Here is a 25,261-nt window from a genome sequence, read left to right as displayed (position 1 = left end):
CCCGTCGAGCGCATGATGCGCGACGCCAAGATCACCCAGATCTACGAAGGCACCAACCAGGTCCAGCGCATCGTCATGGCCCGCAACCTCCCGTAGGACGCAGGCCTCGCGTAGGACGCACTACGTGAAAGGGCGTCCCTCCGAAGTCCGGGAGGGGCGCCCTTCTCGTGTCCGTACGGCTCGGATCAGCGGTCCGACGTGACCGTGACCTTCTCGTCGTTCTGGATCTGCGAGACCAGCTGCTTCACCTTCGGCATGTCCCACTTCAGCGAGCCCTGCGGGGCGCTGCCCGAGATCGGGATGTTCATCGACTTCCCGTCACCGCCGCTGATGCCCTTCATCGCGAAGAACATCTTGCCGAGGTCGTAGAGCGACATGTCCTTGTCCACGATCAGCGTGTCCAGTCCGGCGCCCAGCGTCGGGTAGAGCGTGAACGGGTTGAGGATCGTGCCCGGCGTCGCCGCCTGGTTCGCCAGGGCGGAGAGGAACTTCTGCTGGTTCTTCGTCCGCGCGAGGTCCGACTCGGCGAACGCGTACCGGGTACGGACGAAGGCGAGGGCCTGCTCGCCGTTGAGGGTCTGCTCGCCCGCCTGGAAGTCGGCGCCGGACTTCTTGTCCTTGAAGCCCTTCTCGATGTTCATCTCGACACCGCCGAGCGCGTCCACGATGTTCGCGAAGCCGGCGAAGCCGATCTCCGCGTAGTGGTCGATGCGCAGCCCGGTGTTGAACTCGACCGTGCGGACCAGGAGCTCCGGCCCGTCCATCGCGTACGCCGCGTTGAGCTTGGAGCCGCCGCGCGCCCCGTACTTCTTGCCGGACTCCGAGCCGACGAAGGACGGGATGGTGACCCAGGAGTCGCGGGGGAGCGAGATCATCGTGTTCCCGCTGGAGCAGGCCGCGAGGATCATCATCGAGTCGGTCCGCTTGCCCTCGGCGGAACCGGTGTGCAGCTTCTTCTTCTCCTCGGCCGACATGCCCTCACGGCTGTCGGAGCCGACGATCAGATAGGTCGTGCAGTCGCCCTCGGCCGGCCGCTCGATGACCTTGGAGAGATCGACCTCGTTACGCATCCGGGAGCTGGCCCAGGCGTAGGTGCCGACGCTCCAGCCGAGCAGGGCGACGACCAGGACGATGGAGCCGATCTTGATGCGGCGGCGCCAGTCCGGGGCGGGGCGGCCGGCCGGCTGCGGCGCGTACCGGGGGTCGTGCTGCGGCGGTACGGTGCCGCGGCCCCCGCCCTGCTGCCCGCCGCCGTAGACCTGGCCGGTGCTGTAGCCGCTGTCGTAACCGGTGGCCTGCTGCTGGGTGAAGTTCGGGTTGTAACCCTGGCCCTGTCCCTGGCCCTGGTCGTACCGCGGGTCGTACTGCGGCTGCTGGGGCACCTGCGGGCGCTGTACATGGCGCATCCGGCGAGCGCCCTCGGGCTGCGAGTTCGCGCCGCCGCGGCCGTATCCGCTGTCATCGGGCCAGTCATTCATGCGGACCAGTGTGCAGGCCGCCGACCGGGGCCCGACAGGGCGGGTGGGGAATCGGGGCGGCGCTGTTGCCAAGCTGATGCAAAGGGGACGAGGCCGGGACCCGGCATAAGGTGGAGGGCATGACAGACCAGGCCCAGCGCACGGACCGCCCGGAGGAAGACATTCCGGGCAAGCTCACCTCCGCGTCCCGCACCACCCTCAGCCACATCATGACGAGCCACGACACGAACCTCCTGGGCACGGTGCACGGTGGCGTGATCATGAAGCTGGTGGACGACGCGGCGGGCGCCGTCGCGGGCCGCCACTCGGGCGGGCCGGCCGTGACCGCGTCCATGGACGAGATGGTCTTCCTGGAGCCGGTGCGCGTCGGCGACCTGCTGCATGTGAAGGCGCAGGTCAACTGGACCGGCCGGTCCTCGATGGAGGTCGGCGTGCGGGTCATGGCCGAGCGCTGGAACGAGTCCACCCCCGCCCAGCAGGTCGGCTCCGCCTATCTGGTCTTCGCCGCGGTCGACGCCGACGGCAAGCCGCGCCGCGTGCCGCCGGTCGTCCCCGAGACGGAGAAGGACAAGCGCCGCTACCAGGAGGCCCAGATCCGCCGCACCCACCGACTGGCCCGCCGCCGCGCGATCAAGGAGCTGCGGGAGCGCCGCGCGGCGGAGGGCTACGAGGACTGACCCGAGGCACCTGCGCCGCGGTGCAGCCGGGTGGCTTACGAGCAGACCACCCGGTCGCCCGTGACCGCCTCGAACGCACCGGTGGGCGTCTCCTCCGGTCGCACCGGAGTGACGCTCTTGTAGTCGAGACCGGCCACCACCCGCAGCGTCCTGCCGCGACCCTTCACCGGCCGCAGCTCCGCGCCCGGCAGCGCCGCCGCCAGCGACTTCGCCGAGCGGTCCCAGCGCGGGTCGTACTCCACCAGCGTCCGCCGTACCTCCGGGCCCTCCCCGGTGCGCGGCGCCCGCGTCGTGTCGAACCCGGTGGCCCGCAGGGCGTCGTCCACCTTGCGGCCCAGGCCGTCCGTCCGCGTCCCGTTGTAGACCTGCACCCGGATCGTCCTCGGCGCCACGTCCACCACCGTCCCCCTCGGCCGGTCCTTCGCCTCGGCCTTCGCCCCCGCCGGCCGCGCCGGCGCGAGCGGCCGGTCTTCGCGCAGGGCCTGGAAGAGCTTCTGCGCCTTGGGGGCGTCCCACTTCACCGTCGAGCCGATCCCCTTCACCGGGAAGCTCACGTCCCCGAGCGGTACGGAGACGAACTCCGACGACGCCGGGTTGAAGCCCCGCATCGCCTTGGCGAGGTCCAGCAACTCCTCCGTACCGAAGCCCTGGTCCGCCCGCACCGAGCCGAGCATGGTCGTGGACACCTCCCGGAACCGCACCGGGTTCAGCAGCACCCCGCTGCTCGTCACCCGGTCGATCAGCGCCGCGAGGAACCGCTGCTGGCGCTGCATCCGGCCGATGTCCGCCGCCCCGTCGACATGGCGCGAGCGCACGTACTGCAGCGCCTGCCCGCCGTTCAGCTGATGCGGCCCGGCGGCCAGGTCGAGGCCGGTGTACTTGTCCTTCATCGGCCGCGCCGTACAGATCTCCACCCCGCCGACCGCGTCCACCGTCTTCATGAAGCTGGTGAAGTCGACCTCCAGATAGTGGTCGATCTTGATGCCCGTCATGTTCTCGACGGTCCGGACCGTCAGCCCGGGCCCGCCCTCGGCGTACGCGGCGTTCAGCTTCACCGGGTGCGCCTCGTGGCGCTTCCCGGTGTTCGTGTCGACATGCGCGGGCATCTCGGCGTACGAGTCACGCGGCAGGCTCACCACGCTCGCCCGCTCCCGGTCCTCGCTGATGTGCACGAGCATCACGGTGTCCGTGCAACGGCAGGGCGCCCCGCCCAGCCGGTACGCCTTGCGCTGCTGCCTGGTGAGGTTGTCCCGCCCGTCCGTGCCCACGACCAGCACGTTCATGCCGTGCCCGCCCTGGGGGCGGTTCTTCATGTCCTTGAACGGGTCGACCCGGTCGATCCCGGTGTCCAGGCCGGTGACCAGCGCGTGGCCGATCCCGCCGGCGCCGAGGACGAGCACGGACAGGGTCGTCGCCATCCGCATCCCCCACCGGGGCCGCTCGGCCCGTCTGACGCGGCGGGCCGCCGGTACGGGACGGGCGGCCGGCCTGCGGCGGGGCGCGCGGGGCGGTGTGGGCACCGGGGGACACCTCCGCGGGTGGGACAGGACAAAGGGAGCCGTGAGCACCGTAGGCCCATACGATCAGCGCAAGGGTGCGGCGGTCCGCGTGACGCGCTTCGTGTCCCCCATTCGCGGTAACGTGGCCGCCGATACTGCTGTCTCCCGGGGTGCGACCCCCGGACCCCCGAGGATTCCATGCAGCCCCCCGTCTCCGTGATCATGCCGGTCCTCAACGAGGAACGGCACCTGCGCAACTCGGTCCGTCACATCCTCGAGCAGGAGTACGACGGCGAGATGGAGGTGGTGATCGCGCTCGGCCCGTCCACGGACCGCACCGACGAGATCGCCGCCGAGCTCGTACGAGAAGACCCGCGGGTTCACACCGTGCCGAACCCCACGGGCCGTACGCCCGCCGCCCTCAACGCGGCGATCAAGGCCTCCCGCCACCCGATCGTGGTGCGGGTCGACGGCCACGGCATGCTGTCGCCCAACTACATCGCGACCGCCGTCCGCCTCCTGGAGGAGACGGGCGCGCAGAACGTCGGCGGCATCATGCACGCCGAGGGCGAGAACGACTGGGAGCACGCGGTCGCCGCCGCGATGACCTCGAAGATCGGCGTCGGCAACGCGGCCTTCCACACCGGCGGCGAGGCGGGACCGGCCGAGACCGTGTACCTGGGCGTCTTCCGCCGCGAGGCGCTGGAGCAGCAGGACGGCTACAACGTCGAGTTCATCCGCGCCCAGGACTGGGAGCTGAACTTCCGGATCCGCGAGGCGGGCGGCCTGATCTGGTTCTCGCCCGAGCTGCGCGTCCAGTACCGCCCGCGGCCGAGCGTGCGCGCGCTGGCGAAGCAGTACAAGGACTACGGCCGTTGGCGCCATGTCGTGGCCCGTTACCACCAGGGCTCGATCAACCTCCGCTACCTCGCCCCGCCGACCGCCGTCTGCGCGATCGCGGCCGGCGTGGTGGTGGGCGCGTTCCTCACCCCGCTCGGTTTCCTGGTCCCGGCCGGATACCTGGCCGCGATCACCGCGGGCTCGCTCCCGGCGGGCAAGGGGCTCCCGCTGAAGGCGCGCCTCCAGATCCCGGTGGCCCTCGCGACGATGCACATGTCCTGGGGCTACGGCTTCCTGACGAGCCCGCGCGCCCTCGCGAGGAAGGTCATCGCGAGCCGCCGCCCGTCGGTGCCGGCCACGAAGGTCTGACGCGTCCGTCACGCACACGGCGACGGCCGGGTCCCCCTGCGGGGCCCGGCGTCGCCGTTCTCGTACGCCGAGTGCGCGGGAGCGTCAGCTCTTGCCGTCCCACTTGTAGACGCTGTAGACGTCCATGCACTCCACCTTGTCGTCCGCGCCCTCCGGCAGGTCACCGGCTTCCTGCTTCGGCTGCTTGTACGTGGCGCCCTGGCGCCAGTCCGCGCCGACGACGAGGGTGATGTTCTCCGCCTTGGCGTCCGCCCGGACGGCCGAGTCGGGCAGACCGAGCGCCTTGGCCACGGACAGCGCGTCCGCCTTGCCCTGGTCTCCGGCCGACTTCGGGTACTTGACCACGGTGTCCTTGCGGGGCTCGGCGGTCTTCGAGGACTCCGCCTGGGTGAAGCCCTTGCCCGTCAGGGCCTCGGCCATCGTGCGGGCCCGTCCCTCCGTGGGCGGCAGGCCGTCCCCGGCGGTGCCGTTGACCACCGTGACGGCGAGCGTCCCGGGCGCGCCCGCGGTCGGGCCCTTCGGCTTCGCCGAGGCGGACGGCTTGGCGTCGGCCGGGTCGCCGTTCTTGTCGAAGGCGACGTCGTCGCGGAGCATCGACCACATCTTGTCGGCGGCGCTCTGCACCAGGACGAGCTTGTTCCGGTCCTGCGACCACTCGGCCGTGGGGACCGTCGCCGTCGTGAGGCGGTCGAGCTTCACGTTCTTGAGCTGCATCGACAGGTCGAAGAGCTTCGACACCGATTTGATCTCGTCCGAGACCTGGAGAGCCTGCGTGGCGGTCTCGGCCAGACCCATGAGGCGTCCGGTGTCGGTCCAGGCGTTCTGGCTCTGGAGCTTCTCCATCATGCCGTTCATGTACATGTGCTGGGCCTTGGCGCGGTTCTGGTCGCTGCCGAACGCGTGCCGGGTGCGCAGCCACTGGAGGGCCTGCTCGCCCTTGACCTCGGTGGTTCCCGCCTTCAGCTTCAGCCCGGAACCGCCCTTCTGCTGCCTGGTCGACTTGTCGTGGACGCCGGTCTTCACACAGACCGGAACGCCGCCGACCTCGTCGGCCATCGCGACGACACCCGCGAAGTCGACCATCATCCAGTGGTCGATGTAGACGCCGGTGAGGCTCTCCCAGGTGGTGAGGGTGCAGCCCGGGCCGCCGCGCGAGAGCGTCTCGTTGATCGGCCGGTTGGTCGTGGCGGCGTACGGCGTGCCGTTCTCGTCCTTGCACGCCGGGATCGGGACGACCGTGTCCCGGGGGATCGAGATGATGTTGGCGTTCTTGCGGTCCGCCGAGATGTGGAGCAGCATCTGCACATCGGCGAGCGGCTTGCGGTCCCGCTCGTTCTTGCCTCCGCCGAGCGCCACGTTCTTGGCGTCGGCGCGGCTGTCGGAGCCGATCAGCAGGATGTTGAGCGGAGTGTCGCCGAGCGCGTTCGGCGCGGCCTTCTTCACCCCGCTGTCGCCGCCGGCGCGGCTGCCGCCGCGGAGGTTGTCGTTGAGGTGCTGGTAGTACAGGTAACCGGCCGCCGCCGTGCCGAGTATCAGCAGCGACAGGGTCGCGGCTACCCAGCGCAGCACCTTGCGTTTACCGCTCTTCTTGGCCCGTCTGCGCGGCCCCTTGCGCCGGTGGTTCGCGCGGCCTTCGCCGGCGCCACCGCCGCTCGTGGCGCCGTCGGCCCGGTCCTCGGCGCCCTTGTCCCCACCGGCGGCGGATGCGCCGGTCGCCGACGCGCCGCCCCTGGTCCCGCGGCGCCTGGCCCCTTCGGACCTGGCCCCCTTGGACCTGGCTCCTTCGGACGTCGCTCCGGTGTGCGAGGTCCCCTCGGCCTCGTCACCGTAGAGCGTCTCGTCCCAGCCCAAATCACGGGCGTGCGGAACGCGTCCCCGCGTCCCCTCCCCACGCACGCTGTTCTGTCCCACCCCTGGTCCCCTCGTCTCAGGAATGCGCCGCGGCCCCGGTGTTACCGGGTCACTGGGCGCACACCTTCTTGTCTGCGGTCTGCGCACCCTCCGGCGCCTTTGCCGGACCGGTGAGGGGCACCCCCGCCCCCTTGAAGTCGGAGCCGAGGACGAGCGTCATGGGTGCGAGCTCCTCGGCGTCCTGCGTGCCCGGCTTGAGAGCCGTGGCGGGCAGACCCATCAGGTCCGCCAGCTTGCGGGCCTGATCGGCCTGGTTCGGTGCGTACTCGAGCGTGGTCTTCGCCGCCTTCTCAGGGGCGTTGCTCTTGTTCGTGGACCTCGTGACGCCCTGCTCGACCTGCAGCCAGTTGATCGTCGACTGGGCGGCGCCCTGGATCCCGCTGCCGTTGTAGACGTCGACGCGCACCTCGCGCGCCGTGGACCGGTCGCCCTTCAACAGGGCGGCCTGGGCGTTCTTGGCGTCCTGCTGCTTCTTCTTCACCTCGGTGAGCGAGATGTCGGACTTCAGGTTCGCGAAGAGCTGCGGCGCCTTGACCGGGTCGGGCACCACCGTCGCCTTGATCTTCTCGGCCGGGTTGTCGATGACCGGGAGGGTCGTGAACGTGATGTTCTTCGCGTCGATCTTGGCGAGCTCCTCGCCGAGGGACTTGAGCTTCCCGATGCTTCCTATGCCGGAGTCGACGGTGAGCGCGTTGGTGGCCGCCTCGGCGAGGTCGAGCAGCTTGCCCGGACTGGTCAGGGTCTCGTCCGACTTCATCTGACGGATCATCGAGCTGAGGAACTGCTGCTGGACCTTGATCCGGTCCAGGTCGCTCTCGTTGCCGAAGCTGTGGCGCGTACGGACGAAGGCGAGGGCCTGCTCGCCCTCGATCGTCGACTCGCCGGCCGGCAGGTCGAGCTTGGAGTCCTTGTCCTTGACCGGCTTGACAAGGCAGACCTTCACACCGCCGACGGCCGTGGTCAGCTCCTTGACGGCGTTGAAGTCGGCCATCATGAAGTGATCGACGGTCAGCCCCGTGAGCTTCTTGACCGTACGCATCGTGCAGCCGGGGTCACGGTCGGACTGGCCGAGGCTGACGTTGAACCGCTCGTCGGCCTGGCCGGGGATGGTCTTGATGGTGCCGTCCGGCATCTTCGTCTGGCACTCGGGGATCTCGGTCTTCAGGTCGCGCGGGATGGACATCGCCGTGGCGTTCGTCCGGTCCTTGGAGACGTGGAAGAGGATCGTGGTGTCGGCGTGGCCGGGGCTGTTCTTGTCGCCGTAGCCCTCGTTGCCGTCACCGGTCCGCTTGTCCGTGCCGATCAGCAGGATGTTGACGGCCTGGTCCTTCTTGAAGCCGGTGCTCTCGGCGCCGACCACGTCGACCTTGTTGATGTTCCCGTTGAGGTGTTCGTAGTACGCGTAGGCGCCCACACCGCCGGCCACGAGCACGAGCGCCATCGTCCCGCCGGTCCACAGCAGGACCTTCTTCTTGCGGGACTTCGCGGGCTTGCGCTTACGGCGGCCCGGGCCCGGCTGCGGCTGCCCCCCGCCGGGGCCCTCGGGGGCACGACGGCGGCGCTGGCCGGGGACGGGCGCCTCGGTCGGCGCCCCGGTCGTACGGGAACGCCGGTCGGTGCGGGAGCCCTCGGCCGAGCGGGAGCCCTCCGCGGATCTCGGGCCCGGAGTGGTCGCGCCGCGGGGATGGGACTGCGGTGCCGACTGCCCAGCGGAGTGGTTCAGTCGCAGTTCGTAGTTGCCCGTCCGCGGGTTGAGGACCCACTGGTCGGCGGGGTCGATCTCATCCGCCTGTCCACGGCTGTGCGCGTCCACGGTTACTTGAATCCTCCGTCGGTGCCACGCGAGGCGCCTCCCCCGATGGGCGCTCGGTCGTTCGATCCGTTGAGTGCGCGACCACGAGGTCGGTAGCACCGGATCGCGTCACACTATCCGCCCAGTTCAGCGTGGGGCGACGTCCGTGACAAATTCCACGCCCCTTACAACTGGGCAATTTGCCCAAACCTCTTCCGCCACCCTCTTCCCCTCCAACTCCTTGGACGCTCCTTTACTCACCCACCCCTAGGCGCACGCACCGTCCGCCGCGTTGCGCCCCGCGAAGGTCGGTGTCGGCACGGGATTCGGGGAGTTCGCGGTGGCCGGCTCCTCGGTGCTCTCCCCGGACTCCACGGTGACGGGCTTGTCCTCGCGCAGCCGCTTGAAGAGCTGACTCGCAGCAGGTTGTACGAGTTCGTCCCGGTTCGCGTTGTACGAGTACGGCCGTCGCGGCACCGTGAGGAACTGCACCTTCTCCGTCGGCACCGAACGCATCGACCGCGCCAGGTCGTAGAGATCCCGCAGCGAGTCAAGACCCGGATCGGTCGTGATCGACTTCGTCGCCGCGTCCAGGACCGGGTACAGGCGGGTCGGATTCAGCAGGACGCCATTGCTCTGCACCTTGTTGACCAGGGCGCCCAGGAACTGCTGCTGGCGGTCCATGCGTTCCGTGTCGCTCCCGTTGCCCAGCGACTTGCGGGCCCGTACGAAGCCCAGCGCCTGCTCACCGTTGAGCGTCTGGCGACCGGCGCGCAGCCTCAGCTTGGCGTCCTTGTCGTCGATCGGCTCCCGCAGACAGATCTCCACGCCGTCGACGGCGTCGACCATCTTCTTGAAGCCGCGGAAGTCGATCACCATGTGGTGGTCGATCCGGACCGAGGTCAGCCGCTCGACGGTACGGATCGTGCAGGCCGTGCCACCGATCTCGAAAGCCGAGTTGAACTGGGCGAATTGTTCCCGTGTGCGCGTTCCGTCCGGAGTGCGGCAACTGGGCATGGTCACCATCAGGTCGCGCGGGATGGAGACGGCCGTCGCGCTCGACCGCTTGGCCGCGATGTGCAGCAGGATCGTGGTGTCGGAGCGCTGGGTGCCCTTGTCCCTGCCGTACTTGGTGTTGCCCGCGCCGGTCCGGGTGTCGGAGCCGATGAGCAGGATGTTCTTCGCGCCCATCGCGACCGCGGTGGGCCGCTCCTTCTCGTACTCGCGCAGTTCGGCGGCGGCGTCGGTGTCGGTGGTGATGTTGCCGTCGAGCTTGCGGTAGAGCCACCAGCCGACAGCCGCGGCGGCGAGGACGACGACCGAGACCCCGAGTGCCGTCCAGCGCAGCCAGTGGCGCTTGCGCGGGGCCTCCGGTTCGGCGGGCGTGCCGGGACTGTCCGTCACGTCTGGGTCCATCCTTCGCGGCGTCGTCGGCGCGCCCGGGGCCGCCGCTCGAAGAGTAGGACGGCCGAACCAGGCGCCTGGTTGTGCGGGAGGGGGTGTGTACCCGCCGATCATGGCCCGGAGTTGACGCACGGACCCGAGGACTCGGCGAGTCGGTGCGCCATACGGGTGGAACGTCAGCGGCTTGCCCCACGGGGCGGCGGGTGTCGCGGCGGCTCGCCGCACGAGACCCCGCCGCGCGACGGCGGGCCACGCGCGACCGGTCCTCGGCGGCCGCCGGCGGAAACGTCACGCGACGCCCGCCGCGCGACGGCCCACGATGCGCCGCTTCACGGCCCGCGCGTCCGTGGCTGCGGCCAGGGCGGTCATGCGACGACCGCTGCGCGGCGGCTCGTGATGCGGCGCTTCGCCGCCCGGCCGTCGGCCCGCGCGGCGGTGGCTTGCCGCCTGTGAGGCGGGCGCCGGCCGGGGGTGTCAGGCGGCGAGCCGCTGCGTGGCGTTCGGTCGGGCGGCGGCTCGTGATGCGCGACTTCGCCCGCCCGGCGGCGAGTCAGGCGCGATGGGTCCTCGGCCGGCCGCCGCCTGAGGGCGGTCGTCGGCGAGGACGTCAAGCGACGACCGCTGCGCGGCGGCTCGTGATGCGGCGCTTCGCCGCCCGGCCGTCGGCCCGCGCCGCCGGGCGTCCGTGGCTGCGGCCTGCAAGGCGTCGTCGTTGCGCCGCCGGGCGCTCGCCGGTTACGCGTCGCGGGCCGCGCGGCGGCCGTACCGCGTGCCGGTCGCGCGGGGGCGCCGTTCGGCTGCCCCTCACGCGCCGCCTGCCGCGCGGCGGCCGTCGTTCGACGCCCGGTCAGTCACCGAGCCGCGCGGCGGTCGGCGCCGACCGGGCCGCCGTCCGTGGCCGTGGCCGACCGGCGGTCGTTCGACGCCCGGTCACGTGTCGCCGGTCACGTGGCGGTCGTACCGCGGCGGGCAGGCACGCCGCGGCCGTCCGGCGGTCACCCGCCGCCCGTCACGCGGCGGTCGTCGTGACGCGTTCGCTCTCCACCCGCTTCTCGAGCGCCTCGGGCGCCAGCAGGTCCAGGTTCCGGCACAGGACGACGGAGCCGCCGGCCGCCAGCGGTGCGTACAGCCCGGCGGAGAGCCCGTCCCACGTGTCGTACGAACGTCCCGAGAGCAGGCGCGACCCAGGGGCGAGGCCCAGCGCATCGGCGTCCGCGCGGGCCCGCTCGACGAGCTGGGCGCCCGTCAGTTCCGTACCGTCCACCAGGAGAGCCGGGGCATCGGCGTCCACCGGGACGAACGGGGCGAACCGGTCACCCTGGCTCGGCACCTCGACCGCGTAGTCCGCGTACCCGGCGGGCGCGGCCGGGAAGCGGCGGCCCAAAGGTGCGAGGGAGAGCGCGATCCGGTCTCCCGAGCAGGCCAGGCCCGCATCGAGCGTGTCCGGTCCCGCGACCACGTAGTCGGCGTCGGCCGGGTCCCCGCCGAACTCCGCGGTCACACCGACGGACGAGCAGGCGAGCAGCCAGACCGCGGTCTGCCAGTGCGCGGGCAGCAGCAGCGCGAGCCGGTCGCCGGGGGAGGCGGACAGCTCCCCCTGGAGGAGATTGGCCGTCTTGGCCACCCAATTGGCGAAGGTGGCCACGGACAATTCGACGCGCTCACCGGTGGCGTCGTCGTAGAAGGTGACCAAGGGGCGGGCGGGATCCGCGGCGAGCGCGGATCGCAGCAGGTCGGCGGGGGTGCGGTCGCTGGCGTTCACGCGGGCAAGGGTACGCGGGGAGGGGCGCGGGGACCCCCCGTACCGGTGACGTCGTCCTCCGGTCGGACCGACGGGCCGTCAGTTTCCGTGCCTGATTCCGCCGAGCGGAACCCCCCGGGCATAAGGACGATCGCCTCATGCGTGCCTACCTCGCCACCTCCATCGCCGTCACGTGCGCGACGGCGCTCGCCCTTCCGATCTCCCTCGCGACCCCCGCGGCGGCGCTGCCACCGGGCGCGTCCGCCGCGCCGACGGCGCCACCCTCCATGGATCCCGGCGCCCGGGACACGACGTCACCGGCCGTCACCTCGGAGGCGGACGTCGCCGGCTCCACCCAGTCCCTGCCGCTCGCTCCCCTCGGCGACGGCCGCCGGGCCATCGGCGGCGCCGGTGCCTCCGGCGGGGCGCAGGGCCTGACCCGACGGGACGTCAGACCCTTCTCCCTCGTGGGCGTCGTCTGGGACGACGCCCAGGACCACCTCCACGGCACGGTCCAGGTCCGCACCCGGGCGACCGGGAGTGCGGAGTGGTCCGCGTGGCAGGACGTGGAGATCCACAACGACGATCACGGAGCCGATCCCGGCACGCCCGAAGCCGCGCGGGGCGCGCTCCGCGGGGCCACCGCGCCGCTGTGGGTGGGCGACTCGGACGGCGTCGAGGTCCGCGTACAGCCGGACCGTCAGGACGACATCGCGGCGGCGGTGGCGGAAGCCCTTCCGGAAGGGCTCCGTATCGAGCTGGTCGACCCCGGCCCTGAACCGGCCGCGGACCCGGGGCCCGAGCCCCGTGCGGGGCTGGCCCATGGGGCGCGGGCGGTGCACCGGGCGCCGACCGTCGAGGAGGCGGCGGCCGCCTCCGTGAACGCCCAGCTCGCCTCGGTCGGTACGGCGGCGATCCCGGCCGCCGCCGCGGCGAAGCCGTACATCGGACCGCGCCCGAAGATCATCACGCGCAAGGGCTGGGGCGCCGACGAGCGTCTGCGCGAGAAGGGCTTCGTCTACACCAAGGCGGTCAAGGCGGCCTTCGTCCATCACAGCGCGACGGGCAACAACTACACCTGCAGGCAGGCGCCCTCCGTCCTCCGCAGTATCTACCGCTACCACACCCAGAGCAGCGGCTGGCGTGACTTCGGCTACAACTTCGCCGTCGACAAGTGCGGAAACATCTACGAAGGCCGCGCCGGGGGCGTGGCCAAGCCGGTCCACGGCGCCCACACGCTCGGTTTCAACACCAACAGCATGGGCATCGCCGTCCTCGGCACCTACAGTTCGACGACTCCGCCGGCCGCCGTCGTCACCGCCGTCGCGAGGCTGACGGCGTGGAAGCTCGGGCTGCACGGGGTGAATCCGAAGGGGAAGACGACGCTCGTCTCCGCCGGCGGGAAGTACAAAAAGGGCAAGAAGGTCAAATTCAACTCCATCGCGGGACACCGTGACGGCTACTCAACGGCCTGCCCCGGCGCCCGCCTCTACGGCAAGCTCGGCACCGCTCGCACCGCGTCCGCGAAGTACCAGGGGCGGTGATGCGGTCGCCGGTCCGACCATCTGCATAAACTGACCGGTCATATCGCCCGGACGAGCGAACGACGCACGTGACGGGCGATGAGACCGGCCCCGGACAGGAAGCAGAGACGACAGGTGACAGAAGCGATCCTCCTGGTCGGTGGCAAGGGCACACGGCTACGCCCACTGACGGTGAACACCCCGAAGCCGATGGTCCCCGCGGCGGGTGTGCCGTTCCTGACGCACCAGCTGGCACGGGCCAGGGCCGCGGGTGTCGAGCACGTGGTGCTCGCCACCTCGTACCTGGCCGAGGTCTTCGAGCCGTACTTCGGGGACGGCTCGTCGCTGGGGCTCAGCCTGGAGTACGTCACCGAGGAGGAGCCGCTCGGCACGGGCGGCGCGATCCGCAACGTCGCCTCGCGCCTGCACTCCGGCCCGGACGACCCGGTCCTCGTCTTCAACGGCGACATCCTGACCGGCCTGGACATCCAGGCCCTGGTCGCCACGCACGACTCCTCGGGCGCGGACGTCTCGCTCCACCTGACCCGGGTCGACGACCCGAGGGCGTTCGGCCTGGTCCCGACGGACCCGACCGGACGGGTCACCGCGTTCCTGGAGAAGCCGCAGACGCCCGAGGAGATCGTCACCGACCAGATCAACGCGGGGGCCTACGTCTTCCGCCGCTCGGTCATCGACACCATCCCGGCCGGCCGCCCGGTCTCGGTGGAGCGGGAGACCTTCCCCGAGCTCCTCGCCACGGGAGCGCATCTCCAGGGCCTGGTGGACTCCACGTACTGGCTCGACCTCGGCACCCCCCAGGCCTTCGTGCGGGGCTCCGCGGACCTGGTCCTCGGCCGCGCTCCGTCCCCGGCGGTCCCGGGCCGCTGCGGCGACCGCCTGGTCCTCCCGACGGCTCGTGTGGCCCCGGACGCCAAGCTCACGGGCGGTACGGTCGTGGGCGCGGACGCGGTCGTCGGCGAGGGCGCCCGCATCGCGGGCTCGACGCTCCACGCCGGCGCGGTGGTCGAACCGGGTGCGGTGATCACCGACTCCCTGATCGGCGCGGGCGCCCGCATCGGTGCCCGCACGGTCCTGACGGGCGCGGTCATCGGAGACGGCGCGCAGGTGGGCCCGGACAACGAACTCCGCGAAGGTGTCCGTGTCTGGTGCAACGCGACGCTCCCCGCGGGCGCGATCCGTTTCTCGTCGGACCAGTAGGCCCCGCCGCCGCGTGGGCGGGGCCCGCCCCGCTACCCACCCACCCCGCCCCGCGCGGTCACACGTGACGGCGTCCTGGCGGCGCGTCCGCCCCGTGCGCCCATGGCTCACGGGGCGGTGTCCGTCCCGCAGGTCCGCCTGCCACGGGGCCGGGTGTCGGCTCCGTCGGCCCGGCGCCCGGCCCCCGCCCCGGCGGCCCCGCGCCCGGCCCCCGCCCCGGCGCCCGAGTGTCCGCCCGTCGGCCCGGCGCTCCGTGCGCGCCGGGTCTCGGCCCCGTCGGCCCGGCGCCCCGTGCGCCATGGGTGTCGGCCCCGTGCGCCCGGGGCACGTGTGCGCCCGGGTGTCCGCCCCGTCCGCCCGGCGGCGCGCACGGGGCGGTGCGCATGTCAGGCCCGCCCGCCCGGTGGCCGGATACGCTCATACACATGGCCGGCCGCTTCACACCCCCCACCTCCACCACCCGCACCACCGTGCGCGGCGGCCACGTCCCCGTACCCGCCGCGCGGACACCCGGCCCCGTCTCCGGGGCGGCCCGCCGCTGGACCCCCGCCGCCCCCACCGACCTCGGCCTCACCCTCGGCCCCCTCCGCCGCGGCCCCGCCGACCCCACCTTCCGTACGACCCCCGACGGCTCCGTCTGGCGCTCCGCCCGCACCCCGGAAGGCCCCGGCACGCTCCGGGTCGCCCTCCGCCAGGGCACGGCGGAGGCCGAGGCCTGGGGCCCCGGCGCGGACTGGCTCCTCGGCCGCCTCCCGCAACTGCTCGGCGCCGACGACGACCCGGAAGCCTTCGCCCCCCGCCACCGCCTCCTCGCCGCCACGCACCGCGCCCGCCCCGGCCTCCGGCTGACCCGCACCGGCCTGGTGCTGGAGTCGCTGATCCCCTCGATCCTGGAGCAGAAGGTCACCACGGACGAGGCGTACCGCGCCTGGCGCCTGCTCGTACGGAAGTACGGCGAGCCCGCCCCCGGCCCCGAAGGCCACCGCCTCCACGTGATGCCCGACGCCCGCACCTGGTCGCTCATCCCGTCCTGGGAGTGGCACCGCGCGGGCGTCGACAACAAGCGCGCCGCCACGATCCTGCGCGCGGTGAAGGTCGCCCGCCGCATGGAGGAGGCGGCGGCCATGGAACCCGAACTGGCCCAGCAGCGCCTGGAGTTGATCCCCGGGATCGGCCCCTGGACCTCGGCCGAGACGATCCAGCGCAGCAACGGCGCCCCGGACGCGGTGTCCGTCGGCGACTACCACCTGCCGTCGATCGTCGGGTACGCCCTCGCGGGCGACCGGACCACCGACGACGCGGCGATGCTCGAACTCCTCGCCCCGTACGCGGGCCAACGCCACCGCGCGGCCCGCCTCATCCTCCTCAGCGGCCGCGTCCCCCCGCGCCGCGCACCCCGGATGACCCCGGGGAACATCGCGGCGCTCTGAGGCCGGCGCGCTACCGCACCTCGATGAACTGCCCCGCCTGTCGCGCCGGCCGGTCCTTCGGCGGCGCCGCGGCGTGACCCACGGCCACCGCGCCCATCGGGTCCCAGTCCGCGGGAAGCCCGAGGACGTCCCGTACGACATCGCGGCAGAACATCGTCGAGGACACCCACGCCGAGCCCAGCCGCTCACCCGCCAGCGCCACCAGGAAGTTCTGGACGCCCGCGCCCGTCGCGACCACGAACATCTCGCGTTCGGCGGCGTCGCGCCGCGGGTCGCCGTAGTGGTGCGAGCCGTCCATGACGAGGCAGGGCACGACGAGGTACGGGGCGTTCCGCAGCACGTCGCCGCGGCGGACGCGCTTGGCGACGGACTCCTCCGACCTGCCGTCCCGGCGCAGGTCCGCGATCCACGCGTCGCGCATCGCGTCGAGGAGCCGGGTGCGTGAGGACTCCGACTCCAGGAGCACGAACCGCCACGGCGTGGTGTGGTGCGGCGCCGGAGCCGTGACGGCGGCGGCGACCGCACGCCGTACCGCGCCCGGGTCGACCGGCTCGTCGGTGAACTCCCGGACGGTACGCCGCAAGGTCACCGCCTCCCGGATCGCCTCGGAGGTCCCGAGCCGGAACATGTCGTCGGCGGCGCCGCGCACCAGCGCCCGGGCGCCCTCGTCGGCGGATGCGTCCACGACGTGCGGCAGACCGCGGACGACGGCCACCGGGAGCCCGCTCGCCTTGCCCTTGACCAGGTCGCCCGCGGCGGCGAGCTCGTCGGCGGTGGCGACGACCGTCGCGCTGAGCGGATTGCCGTACGCGTCCGTGCCGCCGCGCAGGTCGTCGAGGACGCGCACGCCCGCGGCGCCGATGGCCACGTCGGTGAGACCGCTGCGCCACGGCCGCCCGAAGGTGTCCGTGACGACGACACCGACGTCGACGCCGAGCGCGTCGCGCAGCCCGTCCCGTATCGCGCGCGCCGAGGCGTCCGGGTCGAGGGGCAGCAACAGGACGGTGCCGGCGGGGGTGTTGGAGGCGTCGACCCCGGCCGCGGCCATGACGAGACCCTGCCGGTTCTCGACGATCCGCAGGGCGCCGCGCCGCGCCACCACCCGTACCGTCTCGGCGTCGATCGCCTCCTCCCGGTCGTCGGCGGCGATCACCCGGCCCTCGGCCTTGCTCACGATCTTGGAGGTGACGAGCAGGACGTCTCCGTCCTCGAGACCGGGGGAGGTGGAAGCGATCAGCTTGGCGAGATCGTCCCCACCCCGGACCTCAGGCACCCCTTGAAGCGCCCAGACCCGATACCCGCCCAAGCCCTCCGCACCGGAGCCGCTCACGGCGTGGCCCTCCGCGCCGGAGCCGCCCGTAGCCGACCCCTCCACGTCCGAGCCCTCCGCGCCGGAGCCGTCCGCCCCGCCGTCCGCAGGACCCGTCATCCCCGGACCTCCTCCGCCAGCGCCAGCGCCTCGCGCGCCATCGCCGCCGTCGCGTCCAGGTCCGTCATCATCAGCGGCACCGCCCGGCAGCGGATCCCCGCCGACTCGACGTCCTCGACGACGCCCGCGTCGACCGTGTCGACCAGCCACCCGTCGAGCAGCCCCGAGCCGTAGTGCAGCGCCACCGCCGCCGCCGTGGACTCCACGCCCACCGCCGCGAGGACCTTGTCGGCCATGCCCCGCACGGGCGCGTCGCCGACGATGGGGGAGAGGCCGACCACCGGCACGTCCGCCTCGGCGATCGCCTCGCGGATGCCCGGCACGGCCAGGATCGTGCCGACCGACACGACCGGGTTCGACGGCGGGAAGAGGATGACGTCCGCCTCGGCGATGGCCTCCAGGACGCCCGGCGCGGGCTTCGAGGCCTCCGCTCCGACGGCCACCACGGCCCGGGCGTCCACGGAAGCCCGCAGCTTCACCCAGTACTCCTGGAAGTGCACGGCCCGGGACTCGCCGTCCACCTCGATGGCGACGTGCGTCTCGACGCGGTCGTCGGACATCGGCAGCAGCCGAACGCCCGGCTGCCAGCGTGCGCACAGCGCCTCGGTCACCGCGCTGAGCGGATAGCCGGCGCCCAGCATCTGCGTACGGACGATGTGCGTCGCGAAGTCGCGGTCGCCGAGGCCGAACCACTCGGGCCCCACCCCGTACGCCGCGAGCTCCTCCTTCACCGTGAAGGACTCGCCCTCCCGGCCCCAGCCCTGCTCCTCGTTGATGCCACCGCCGAGGGTGTACATCACCGTGTCGAGGTCCGGGCAGACCTTCAGCCCGAAGAGATGGATGTCGTCACCGGTGTTGCCGACGACCGTGATCTCCGCGTCCGGCGCGGCCTGCTTGAGGCCGCGAAGGAAGCGGGCACCACCGATGCCACCGGCCAGAACCACAATGCGCATGCGGACAGTCTGTCAGGCGCGGCCTGATCCTTTGAGGGGCGGTGGTCGCGTGACGGGAGGGCGGCCTGTCAGGCCGGTACGACATCCTGGGGCGCGGGGGCGCACTGCGCCTGCCGGGACTCGTGCATGGGCATCTCGGTGAGGCCGGGGTAGTAGACGTGCAGGCTGACCGCCGGTTCGAGGGAGTCGTTGACGACCTCGTGGACGTACCCCGGCGCGAAGACCCGTGTCGCACCCCCGTCGAGCTTCCGCACACCCCGCTCCGTACGCTCCGTCAGTTCGCCCTCCAGGACGGTCAGTACGCCCGACGACCGGCCGTGGTCGTGGAGGCCGCTGCCCTGGCCCGGTACCCAGGAGAGCAGCCAGACCTCGTAGCCGGGTCCGGTGCGCAGCCGGTGGTACCAGCGCGTGGTGGCGTCGTACTCGACGTGCGGGGCCCACTGCGCGCGGTCGGCGGCGATGGAGCGCGCGAGGCCGACGAAGTCGGCCACGGTGGCGGGGTGCTCGCGGGCGGGCTGCAGGAGGTGCTGGACCTCGAGGATGTCGCCGGCGATCTGAAGGTCGCTGTCGCTGTTCATGGGTGCGGTGGTTCCTCGGCAGTAACAGAAGTCGTGGCGGGGGTCACGCAGAAGTCGTGCAAGGAGGTGGTGCGAGGGTCGTGCGAGGGGCGGTGCAGCGGGTCACGCGGGGCACCGCGGGCTACGCGGAGAGAAGGCGCTGGAGCTCGGGGGCATCAACAGCTGGAACAGCAACAGCAACAGCGCGCCTGGACAGCGCTGCGGTACCCACGGGCGTGGGTCGCGGAGGGCGCTGAGGTCGCTGGCATGGCATCAAAGGTGACGGGAGGGGCACCCGACTGTCAACTCAATGCCCGTTTTGGGGGTAATGTTTCACCTCATCCGGTTACAGCGTCCGGAGAAAGGTTTGTGCAGCCCCTGACCGGGACACATGGCGCAACAGCCGTGCCCTAAACGCGGCTGGGGTCCCGTGATCAGACTGTGATCCGGATCGCTTCCGCGGCGAGGTCGCAACAAGATCCACGCTTCGGGCGTCTCTCTCTGTGAGAGAGGACGGTGCGGCCAGGCCAGTGGCATGTGTCAGGTTTTTGGTGATTTGAACACTTTCCGCATAGCCTTGGTTCCGCAGAGTGAATACCGGACCCAATAGCAGATTCCGGCTTGACTCGCACAGAGCACGAACTTGTAATTTCACTCGTGTCGTTCGGCCGGAATCGGTAACGGCAACATCACGGGGACGCAAAGAACAGACGAGGGGCGCACATGACCGAGTTGTTCCAGGAACTGCTGGTCGAGGACGCGGACGAGGAACTCGGCTGGCAGGAGCGCGCGCTGTGCGCCCAGACCGATCCCGAGTCCTTCTTCCCCGAGAAGGGCGGCTCGACCCGCGAGGCCAAGAAGGTCTGTCTCGCCTGTGAGGTCCGCTCCGAATGCCTGGAGTACGCCCTGCAGAACGACGAACGATTCGGTATCTGGGGCGGTCTGTCGGAACGCGAACGCCGTCGCCTGAAGAAGGCGGCCGTCTGACCGGCGTCCCACCCGCCGAACCACGCACACCCGTACACATCGAACGGTCCGCCTCCTGTGCTCTGTCCACAGGAGGCGGACCCTTTTCTTGGCAGCCGTTAGTGTGGGGCCCCGTCCGAGACGTACCCACGCCCCCCGCGGGCGACCCCCGGCCGGAGGGCCCGTACCTCGATGTCCTCAACTCCTGAGTTTCCGCGACACGTCGTCACCGCCGTGCTCGTCGCCCACGACGGCGCCCGCTGGCTGCCGGACGCCCTCGCCGGGCTGCTCGCCCAGGAACGACCCGTGCAGAACGTCGTCGCCGCCGACACCGGCAGCGCCGACGACTCCGCGCAGCTGCTCGCCGACGCGATCGGCGCCGACCGCGTGCTGCACCTCGCACGCCGTACGGGCTTCGGTGCCGCCGTCGAGGAGGCCGCCCGCACCGCGCCCGTGCTCGGACCCGAGGAACTCACCTATCTCAAGAGGCCCAGCGGCTGGGACCCGGTCAGCAGGACCTGGAGCGACGACGCCTACGACCTGCCCGAACTCCCGCACGGCGAGCCCGTGCAGTGGCTCTGGCTGCTCCACGACGACTGCGCCCCCGAGCCCGACGCCCTCGCCGAACTCCTGCGCGTCGCCGACTCGGACGCGTACGCGGCCGTCGTCGGACCCAAGCTCCGCGGCTGGTACGACCGCAGGCAGCTGCTCGAGGCAGGCGTCTCCATCGCCCGCAGCGGCCGCCGCTGGACCGGCCTCGACCGGCGCGAACAGGACCAGGGCCAGCACGACCAGGTCCGCTCCGTGCTCTCCGTCTCCAGCGCCGGCATGCTCATCCGCCGCGATGTCTTCGAGGAGCTCGGCGGCTTCGACCGGCGCCTGCCCCTGATGCGCGACGACGTCGACCTGTGCTGGCGCGCCCACACCGCCGGCCACAGCGTCCTCGTCGCCCCCGACGCCGTCCTGCGGCACGCCGAGGCCTCCGCCCGCGAACGCCGCACCGTCGACTGCGCGGGCCGCTCCGTCGCCAACCCGCACCGCGTCGACAAGGCCGGCGCCGTCTACACCCTCCTCGCCAACAGCCGCGGTGCCGCCCTGCCGTACGTCCTGATCCGGCTGATCCTCGGCACCCTCCTGCGCACCCTCGCCTACCTCGTCGGCAAGGTCCCCGGCCAGGCCGTGGACGAGGTCATGGGCCTCTTCGCCACCCTGCTGCGCCCCGAGAAGATCCTCGCCGCGCGCCGACGCCGCAAGAACCCCGCGGTGCCCGCGAGTGAACTCCGCGCGCTCTTCCCGCCGCCCGGCGCCACCGTCCGCGCCACCGCCGAACAGATCGTCGCGAACTTCGGCGGCTCCGACGCCGATTCCGGCGGATCGCGCCACGGCGCGGTCGAATCCGGACCCGGCGGCGACGACGCCGAGTTCCTGGAGATCGAGCAGTTCGCCCGGCTGAAGAAGATCGCCCGCAAGCCCGGGCCCGTCCTCTTCGCCCTGCTCCTGATCGTCTCCGTGGTGGCCTGCCGCGGCCTGTACGGCGGCGGCGCGCTCGCCGGCGGCACCCTGCTGCCCGCCCCCGACACCGTCTCCGAGCTCTGGGGACGGTACGCGGACAGCTGGCACGCCCTCGGTACCGGCGGCACCCAGACCGCACCGCCCTACCTCGCCGTCCTGGCCGGACTCTCCGCCCTCTTCCTCGGCTCCACCTCCTTCGCGCTCACCGTGCTGCTCGTCTGCTCGGTCCCGCTGGCCGGCTTCACCGCCTACTTCGCCGCCCGGCCGATCGTCGAGTCCCCGCTGCTGCGCGCCTGGGGCGCGATCGCGTACGCCTTCCTGCCCGCCGCCACCGGCGCGCTCGCCGCCGGCCGCCTCGGCACCGCCGTCCTCGCGATCCTGCTGCCGCTCATCGCCCGCGCCGCCGTCGCCGCCCACGGCCTCACCGGCGGCCCCGGCGGCGCCCGCGGCAGCTGGCGCGCCACCTGGGCGTACACCTTCCTGCTCACCTTCACGATGGCGTTCACGCCGATCGTGTGGCCGCTCGCCGTCGTCCTCGGCATCGCCGTGCTCGTCCTGCGCCGCGACGACATCACCGCCTACGGTCTGCGCTTCCTCGCCACCGTCGGCACCCCGGTCCTCGTCCTCGCCCCCTGGTCGCTCTCCCTGCTGACCAGCCCCTCCGCCTTCCTGCGCGAGGCCGGACTCGACATCCGTACGGGCACGGCCTCCGCCCTCGACCTGCTCGGGATCAGCCCCGGCGGCCCGGGCACCACCGGCGGCCTCCTCCTCATCGGCATCGTGCTCGCCGCACTGGCCGGACTGCTGCGTGAAGAGCGCCGGTTCGCCGTCGGCGCCGCCTGGACCGTCGCCCTCGTCGGCCTCCTCTTCGCCGCGCTCTCCAACGGAGCGGGCGGCACCGGCTGGGCGGGTCCCGCCACCCTCGTCTACGGCGCGGCGCTGCTCGCCGCCGGCATGATCGGCGCCGAGTACGGACGTACCCGCGTCGCCGCGCACGGCTTCGGCTGGCGCCAGCCGGTCGCCGCGCTCATCGCGCTCGCCGCCGCCCTCGGCCCGGTCGTGGCCGCCACGGGATGGATGATCGGCGGCGCCGACGGCCCGCTGACCCGGCGCGACCCGGTCCAGGTCCCGGCGTTCGTCGCCGAGGAGAGCGACACCGACGACCAGCCCCGCACCCTCGTCCTGGGCGGCACTTCGCCCGGCGAGGTCTCGTACACCCTGGTCCGCGGCTCCGGCGGCCGTCTCGGCGACGCCGAACTGGCCGCCGCGGGCGGCAGCGACGCCCGCCTGGACAAGGTCGTCGCACACCTGGTGGCCGGCTCGGGCGCCGACCAGACCGAGGAGCTCAGCGGCTTCGCGATCCGGTACGTCCTCGTACGGGACGGGGCGCCGCGCCAGATGAGCCGCGTCCTCGACGCCACCCCCGGCCTCAGCCGGCTCAGCCAGCTCGACGGCAGCGCCCTGTGGACCGTCGACCGCGAGCGTGTCGTCGCCCGCGCCACCATCGTCCCTGCGGCGAAGACCACGGACGCGGGCAAGACGGCCGACGCGACCGCCGACGCGGCGAAGGCCGCCGACGCGGCGGCCACGCCGGTCGCCGTCGCCGCCGGCCCCGTCGAGGCGCACACGAAGATCCCGGCCGGCCCCGCGGGCCGCGTCCTGCGCATCGCCGACCGCGCCGACGAGGGCTGGACCGCCACCCTCGACGGCAAGGAGCTGACGAAGACCACCGTCGACGGCTGGGCGCAGGGCTTCGAACTCCCCGCAGACGGCGGCAGGCTCGACCTCACGTACGACCAGCCGCTCGCCCACACCCTGTGGATCTGGGCCCAGGTCGGCCTCGCCGTCGTCCTGCTCGTCCTCGCCCTGCCGGGGCGGCGCCGCGAGATCGACGACGACCTGCCCGAGGAGGAAGTCGCCATCCCCGCCCAGGCCATGGAGGGCGACGGCCGCCGTGCCCGCCGCCTGCGCGCAGCGGCGGAGGCCGAGGCCGCCGCCGACGCCGCACAGGAGCAGGAGCAGGGATACCAGGACCAGGAGCAGGGGCAGGGGCACGGCTACGAGGACCCCGAGCCCGTTCCCCACCCCGTACCGCAGGAGCAGACGTACGCCGCTGCGGACTGGCCGGAGCAGCACCAGGACCACCAGCAGCCGGACCAGCACCAGCAGCAGGACCAGTACGCCCAGCAGGGCTACTACGCCCAGCCCCAGCAGTACGCCGAGTACGGCACCGACCCGTACCAGCAGCAGTACGAGCAGTACCCCCAGCAGGGCTACGACCCCCAGCAGGGCTACGACCCGCAGCAGTACGAGCAGTACCAGCAGCAGGACCAGCAGCAGGGCTACGACCAGCAGCAGACGTACGACCCGTACACCTACGGCTACGAGACCGAGCAGCGTCCCGACGGGAGCAGCAACCAGTGAAGCGCCCCACCCTCTCCCTGATCGCGGTCGCCACCGCCCTCGCCGCCGTCACCGGCTTCGCCGCACTGACCGCGCCCGACGGCACCGCGACCGCGGGGGCCAAGGCCCCCGCGAAGCTGCCCGTGGAACGCTCCAGCCTGCTGTGCCCGGCGCCCACCACGTCCGAGGTGGCCGAGACGGACTACACCTCGTACACCCCGGGTGCCACCGGCAGCGGTTCCGCCAAGGCCGGGACCGCCGCCAAGGCCGAACTGAAGGCCGCCGCGACCGCCGCCACCCCCGGGGGAAGCACGGCGAAGAAGCCCGCGGCCGCGAAGGCTCCGGCCACCGTCACCGAGCCCGGCAAGCCCGTCGCCGCCGAGGCGAACGGCGGCACGGCCCCCGCCCTGGCCGGTTCGGCCACCGGCAGCCTCGCCCCAGGCTGGACGGTCCAGCAGACCACCGTCGTCCCGGCGGGCGGCGCGCGCGGCCTGCTCGGCGTCACCTGCACCGCCCCCGACACTGACTTCTGGTTCCCGGCCGCCTCCACGGCCAAGCAGCGCCAGGACTACGTCCACCTCACCAACCCCGACGACACCGCCGCCGTCGCCGACATCCAGCTCTACGGCGCCGAGGGCGAACTCGCGTCACAGCTGCCCGACGGCATCCCCGTCCCGGCCCACTCCACCGTCCCCGTGCTGCTCTCCACGCTCACCGGCGCGGCCCCGGCGGCCGACGTGACCGTCCACGTCACCACCCGCAGCGGCCGGGTCGGCGCGGTCATCGGCTCGGCCGACGACAAGCTCGGCAGCGACTGGCTCCCCGCCTCCGCCGACCCGGCCGGCACCGCCGTCCTGCCCGGCATCCCGTCCGACGCGACCTCGGTGCGCCTGGTGGCGTACGCACCTGGCGAGGACGACGCCGAGCTGAAGATCCAGCTGGTCGGCGAGGCGGGCACGATCGTCCCGGCGAGCGCGGAGGCCCTGCACGTGAAGTCGGGCATGACCGCGGCCGTCGACCTGCCGGACCTCACCCGCGGCGAAGTCGGCGCGCTGCTCCTCACGCCCTCGGACGCCAAGAAGTCCGCCCCCTTCGTCGCCGCCCTGCGCGTCGTGCGCGGCAAGGGCGACAAGCAGGAGGTCGCGTACATCCCGGCCACCGCGGCGATCGGCTCCCGCGCCACCGTCGCCGACAACCGCGCCGCCGGCTCGACGCTCACGCTGACGGCGCCGGGCTCCACGGCCCAGGTCAAGGTCACCGCCTCGGCCGGTACGGGGGGCGGCACGCCGGTCTCCAAGACCGTCACGGTCAAGGAGGGGACGACGGTGAAGGTGACCGAACTGGTCCCGGCCGGGCTCAAGGGCTCCTACGCCGTGACGGTCGAACCGGTCTCGGGCGGCCCGGTCCACGCGGCCCGCATGCTGGCCCTCCCCGACGACGGCATCCCCATGTTCACGGTCCAGACCCTGCTCGACGACCGGGGCACGGTCGAGGTGCCGACGGCGAAGCAGGACCTGTCGGTCCTGGACGACTGAACACCCGCCGCTCGGTAGCCGGAA

Annotated in this window: 18 protein-coding genes; 9 read left to right on the top strand and 9 right to left on the bottom strand. The window is 72.5% G+C overall.

Going from position 1 to position 25,261, the window contains the following annotated elements; all coding sequences use genetic code 11:
- Window positions 1-96, top strand: a 96-nt coding sequence (locus ACFY8U_RS35685) for an acyl-CoA dehydrogenase family protein (protein ID WP_157849844.1), incomplete at its 5' end; no start/stop codon positions are given.
- An 89-nt stretch (window positions 97-185) separates the two neighbouring features.
- Here ACFY8U_RS35685 and ACFY8U_RS35680 read toward each other — a convergent pair.
- Window positions 186-1,478 carry an LCP family protein gene (locus ACFY8U_RS35680; protein ID WP_361609116.1) on the bottom strand — a complete coding sequence of 431 codons (1,293 nt, stop codon included), beginning with the start codon at window positions 1,476-1,478 and terminating at the stop codon, window positions 186-188.
- 119 nt (window positions 1,479-1,597) lie between these two features.
- On the opposite strand from ACFY8U_RS35680, the gene ACFY8U_RS35675 reads away from it, so the two are divergent.
- Window positions 1,598-2,155 (top strand): acyl-CoA thioesterase, encoded by a 558-nt coding sequence (locus ACFY8U_RS35675; protein ID WP_260230172.1) that lies wholly within the window; start codon window positions 1,598-1,600, stop codon window positions 2,153-2,155.
- A 35-nt stretch (window positions 2,156-2,190) separates the two neighbouring features.
- Here ACFY8U_RS35675 and ACFY8U_RS35670 read toward each other — a convergent pair whose 3' ends face one another.
- On the bottom strand, window positions 2,191-3,579 hold the full coding sequence (locus ACFY8U_RS35670) for an LCP family protein (protein WP_389576273.1): 1,389 nt from the start codon (window positions 3,577-3,579) through the stop codon (window positions 2,191-2,193).
- A 273-nt stretch (window positions 3,580-3,852) separates the two neighbouring features.
- On the opposite strand from ACFY8U_RS35670, the gene ACFY8U_RS35665 reads away from it, so the two are divergent.
- Entirely contained in the window at window positions 3,853-4,863 is a 1,011-nt protein-coding gene (locus tag ACFY8U_RS35665; protein WP_389576272.1) for a glycosyltransferase family 2 protein, read from the top strand.
- Window positions 4,864-4,947: 84 nt separating this feature from the next.
- Here the strand turns inward: ACFY8U_RS35665 and ACFY8U_RS35660 are convergent, their stop codons facing one another.
- The 4 genes from ACFY8U_RS35660 to ACFY8U_RS35645 all read right to left on the bottom strand — a co-directional run bounded on the left by ACFY8U_RS35660 (window position 4,948) and on the right by ACFY8U_RS35645 (window position 11,732).
- The gene (locus ACFY8U_RS35660; protein WP_389576271.1) at window positions 4,948-6,714 is read right to left on the bottom strand and encodes an LCP family protein; all 1,767 of its coding nucleotides are present in this window, start codon (window positions 6,712-6,714) and stop codon (window positions 4,948-4,950) included.
- 109 nt (window positions 6,715-6,823) lie between these two features.
- Window positions 6,824-8,587 carry an LCP family protein gene (locus ACFY8U_RS35655; protein WP_389576270.1) on the bottom strand — a complete coding sequence of 588 codons (1,764 nt, stop codon included), beginning with the start codon at window positions 8,585-8,587 and terminating at the stop codon, window positions 6,824-6,826.
- Between the two features lie 246 nt (window positions 8,588-8,833).
- Window positions 8,834-9,982, bottom strand: a complete 1,149-nt coding sequence (locus ACFY8U_RS35650; protein WP_389576269.1) for an LCP family protein — start codon at window positions 9,980-9,982, stop codon at window positions 8,834-8,836.
- Window positions 9,983-10,979: 997 nt separating this feature from the next.
- Window positions 10,980-11,732, bottom strand: a complete 753-nt coding sequence (locus tag ACFY8U_RS35645) for a TIGR03089 family protein (protein ID WP_389576268.1) — start codon at window positions 11,730-11,732, stop codon at window positions 10,980-10,982.
- Between the two features lie 137 nt (window positions 11,733-11,869).
- Here ACFY8U_RS35645 and ACFY8U_RS35640 point away from each other — a divergent pair, with 137 nt between their 5' ends.
- The 3 genes from ACFY8U_RS35640 (at window position 11,870) to ACFY8U_RS35630 (ending at window position 15,882) form a co-directional block, all read left to right on the top strand.
- Window positions 11,870-13,255, top strand: coding sequence for a peptidoglycan recognition protein (locus tag ACFY8U_RS35640; protein WP_389576267.1), 1,386 nt, complete (start codon window positions 11,870-11,872; stop codon window positions 13,253-13,255).
- 114 nt (window positions 13,256-13,369) lie between these two features.
- Window positions 13,370-14,452: a sugar phosphate nucleotidyltransferase gene (locus ACFY8U_RS35635; RefSeq protein ID WP_389576266.1), complete on the top strand. Its 1,083-nt coding sequence runs from the start codon at window positions 13,370-13,372 to the stop codon at window positions 14,450-14,452.
- Between the two features lie 425 nt (window positions 14,453-14,877).
- Entirely contained in the window at window positions 14,878-15,882 is a 1,005-nt protein-coding gene (locus tag ACFY8U_RS35630; protein WP_389576265.1) for a DNA-3-methyladenine glycosylase family protein, read from the top strand.
- Between the two features lie 10 nt (window positions 15,883-15,892).
- Here ACFY8U_RS35630 and ACFY8U_RS35625 read toward each other — a convergent pair whose 3' ends face one another.
- The 3 genes from ACFY8U_RS35625 to ACFY8U_RS35615 form a co-directional block, all read right to left on the bottom strand.
- Window positions 15,893-17,311 (bottom strand): coenzyme F420-0:L-glutamate ligase, encoded by a 1,419-nt coding sequence (locus ACFY8U_RS35625; protein WP_389576264.1) that lies wholly within the window; start codon window positions 17,309-17,311, stop codon window positions 15,893-15,895.
- On the bottom strand, window positions 17,308-18,264 hold the full coding sequence (gene cofD / locus ACFY8U_RS35620) for a 2-phospho-L-lactate transferase (RefSeq protein ID WP_389576263.1): 957 nt from the start codon (window positions 18,262-18,264) through the stop codon (window positions 17,308-17,310). The genes ACFY8U_RS35625 and cofD overlap by 4 nt, the downstream gene beginning before the upstream one ends.
- Before the next feature lie 68 nt (window positions 18,265-18,332).
- Window positions 18,333-18,842 carry a cysteine dioxygenase family protein gene (locus ACFY8U_RS35615; RefSeq protein ID WP_361609094.1) on the bottom strand — a complete coding sequence of 170 codons (510 nt, stop codon included), beginning with the start codon at window positions 18,840-18,842 and terminating at the stop codon, window positions 18,333-18,335.
- 702 nt (window positions 18,843-19,544) lie between these two features.
- Between ACFY8U_RS35615 and ACFY8U_RS35610 the strand changes: the two genes are divergently transcribed.
- The 3 genes from ACFY8U_RS35610 (at window position 19,545) to ACFY8U_RS35600 (ending at window position 25,237) form a co-directional block, all read left to right on the top strand.
- Window positions 19,545-19,808, top strand: a complete 264-nt coding sequence (locus ACFY8U_RS35610; RefSeq protein WP_015033978.1) for a WhiB family transcriptional regulator — start codon at window positions 19,545-19,547, stop codon at window positions 19,806-19,808.
- A 171-nt stretch (window positions 19,809-19,979) separates the two neighbouring features.
- Entirely contained in the window at window positions 19,980-23,723 is a 3,744-nt protein-coding gene (locus ACFY8U_RS35605; RefSeq protein WP_389576262.1) for a glycosyltransferase family 2 protein, read from the top strand.
- Window positions 23,720-25,237, top strand: a complete 1,518-nt coding sequence (locus ACFY8U_RS35600) for a DUF5719 family protein (RefSeq protein ID WP_389576261.1) — start codon at window positions 23,720-23,722, stop codon at window positions 25,235-25,237. The genes ACFY8U_RS35605 and ACFY8U_RS35600 overlap by 4 nt, the downstream gene beginning before the upstream one ends.
- Window positions 25,238-25,261: the final 24 nt, after the last annotated feature.

The organism is Streptomyces sp. NPDC012508 (genome assembly GCF_042902595.1).
GTDB lineage: Bacteria > Actinomycetota > Actinomycetes > Streptomycetales > Streptomycetaceae > Streptomyces.
This window is presented reverse-complemented; position numbering and strand designations above follow the sequence as displayed.

Coding starts and splice junctions, on each gene's coding strand:
- ACFY8U_RS35680 (WP_361609116.1), bottom strand. CDS start 1,478: ATGAATGACTGGCCCGATGACAGCGGATACGGCCGCGGCGGCGCGAAC.
- ACFY8U_RS35675 (WP_260230172.1), top strand. CDS start 1,598: ATGACAGACCAGGCCCAGCGCACGGACCGCCCGGAGGAAGACATTCCG.
- ACFY8U_RS35670 (WP_389576273.1), bottom strand. CDS start 3,579: ATGCGGATGGCGACGACCCTGTCCGTGCTCGTCCTCGGCGCCGGCGGG.
- ACFY8U_RS35665 (WP_389576272.1), top strand. CDS start 3,853: ATGCAGCCCCCCGTCTCCGTGATCATGCCGGTCCTCAACGAGGAACGG.
- ACFY8U_RS35650 (WP_389576269.1), bottom strand. CDS start 9,982: ATGGACCCAGACGTGACGGACAGTCCCGGCACGCCCGCCGAACCGGAG.
- ACFY8U_RS35640 (WP_389576267.1), top strand. CDS start 11,870: ATGCGTGCCTACCTCGCCACCTCCATCGCCGTCACGTGCGCGACGGCG.
- ACFY8U_RS35630 (WP_389576265.1), top strand. CDS start 14,878: ATGGCCGGCCGCTTCACACCCCCCACCTCCACCACCCGCACCACCGTG.
- ACFY8U_RS35625 (WP_389576264.1), bottom strand. CDS start 17,311: ATGACGGGTCCTGCGGACGGCGGGGCGGACGGCTCCGGCGCGGAGGGC.
- cofD (WP_389576263.1), bottom strand. CDS start 18,264: ATGCGCATTGTGGTTCTGGCCGGTGGCATCGGTGGTGCCCGCTTCCTT.
- ACFY8U_RS35615 (WP_361609094.1), bottom strand. CDS start 18,842: ATGAACAGCGACAGCGACCTTCAGATCGCCGGCGACATCCTCGAGGTC.
- ACFY8U_RS35610 (WP_015033978.1), top strand. CDS start 19,545: ATGACCGAGTTGTTCCAGGAACTGCTGGTCGAGGACGCGGACGAGGAA.
- ACFY8U_RS35605 (WP_389576262.1), top strand. CDS start 19,980: ATGTCCTCAACTCCTGAGTTTCCGCGACACGTCGTCACCGCCGTGCTC.